A 757-nucleotide genomic window follows, 5' to 3' on the forward strand; every position below is an offset into this window, starting at 1 on the left:
GAAGCAGTTGGCCCAGCGTCAGCAGGTCGCGGCTGCGCAGCCCCAGACCCCCGCCGCCCTGCGGCAGGCCCGTGGGCGAGATCTGCCATTCCTCGCCCTCTATCCCCAGGGGCGCGAACAGGGCCCGGCGCGCAAAGGCGTCCAGAGGCTCGCCCGTCGCCGACTGGACGACCGCGCCGAGGGTGGTGGACCCGGCGGTGCAATAGCTGAAGGCGCGGCCATAGGGCTGATCGACGGGTTTGGGAATCCAGGCCGGGAAGCCCCTGATCGGCAGGTCGAAGGCGAACTTCACCCAGTCTTCGATCAGGTACATCCGCTCTTCATTGCCACGCGAAAACTGGTTGTCGTCGTCGCATTCCAGCAAGGAGCTCATGGTCAGCAGGTCCTCGACCGTGATCGCCGCCTTGCGCGGGTCGGGATTGTCGAAGGGGCCGTAGGACGCAATGAAAGGCATCACGGGCGCATCGACAGTGGCGATGTCGCCTTCGGCGATCGCCGCGCCCACCAGCATGGCGGTCACGGTCTTGGTGGCCGAGCGGGTGTTGCGGCGCGCCTCGGCCCCGCCCTCGTCGAAATAGGTCTCGTGAACCAGCCGTCCGTGGCGGGCGATCAGCACGCTGGTGATCTTCTGAAAGGTTCCGGCGCGCACGGCGGCGTCCATGGCGACGAGCCGCTCGGCAGAGGCCCCCTGACTTTCCGGGGAGCCGGTGCGCCAGGGCGTCTGGGCTGAGACCGGGGCGGCGACGGCGAGCAGGGC

At 68.8% G+C, this 757-nt stretch carries 1 protein-coding gene; it reads right to left on the bottom strand.

The genetic code is table 11. The annotated features are described in order from the left end of the window. Positions 1 to 754: serine hydrolase (locus HX774_RS19335; RefSeq protein ID WP_178829023.1), on the bottom strand; the 754-nt coding region annotated here is incomplete at its 3' end. Positions 755 to 757 lie beyond the last annotated feature (3 nt).

Source organism: Brevundimonas sp. P7753 (genome assembly GCF_013386595.1).
GTDB classification, from domain to species: Bacteria; Pseudomonadota; Alphaproteobacteria; order Caulobacterales; family Caulobacteraceae; genus Brevundimonas; species Brevundimonas bullata.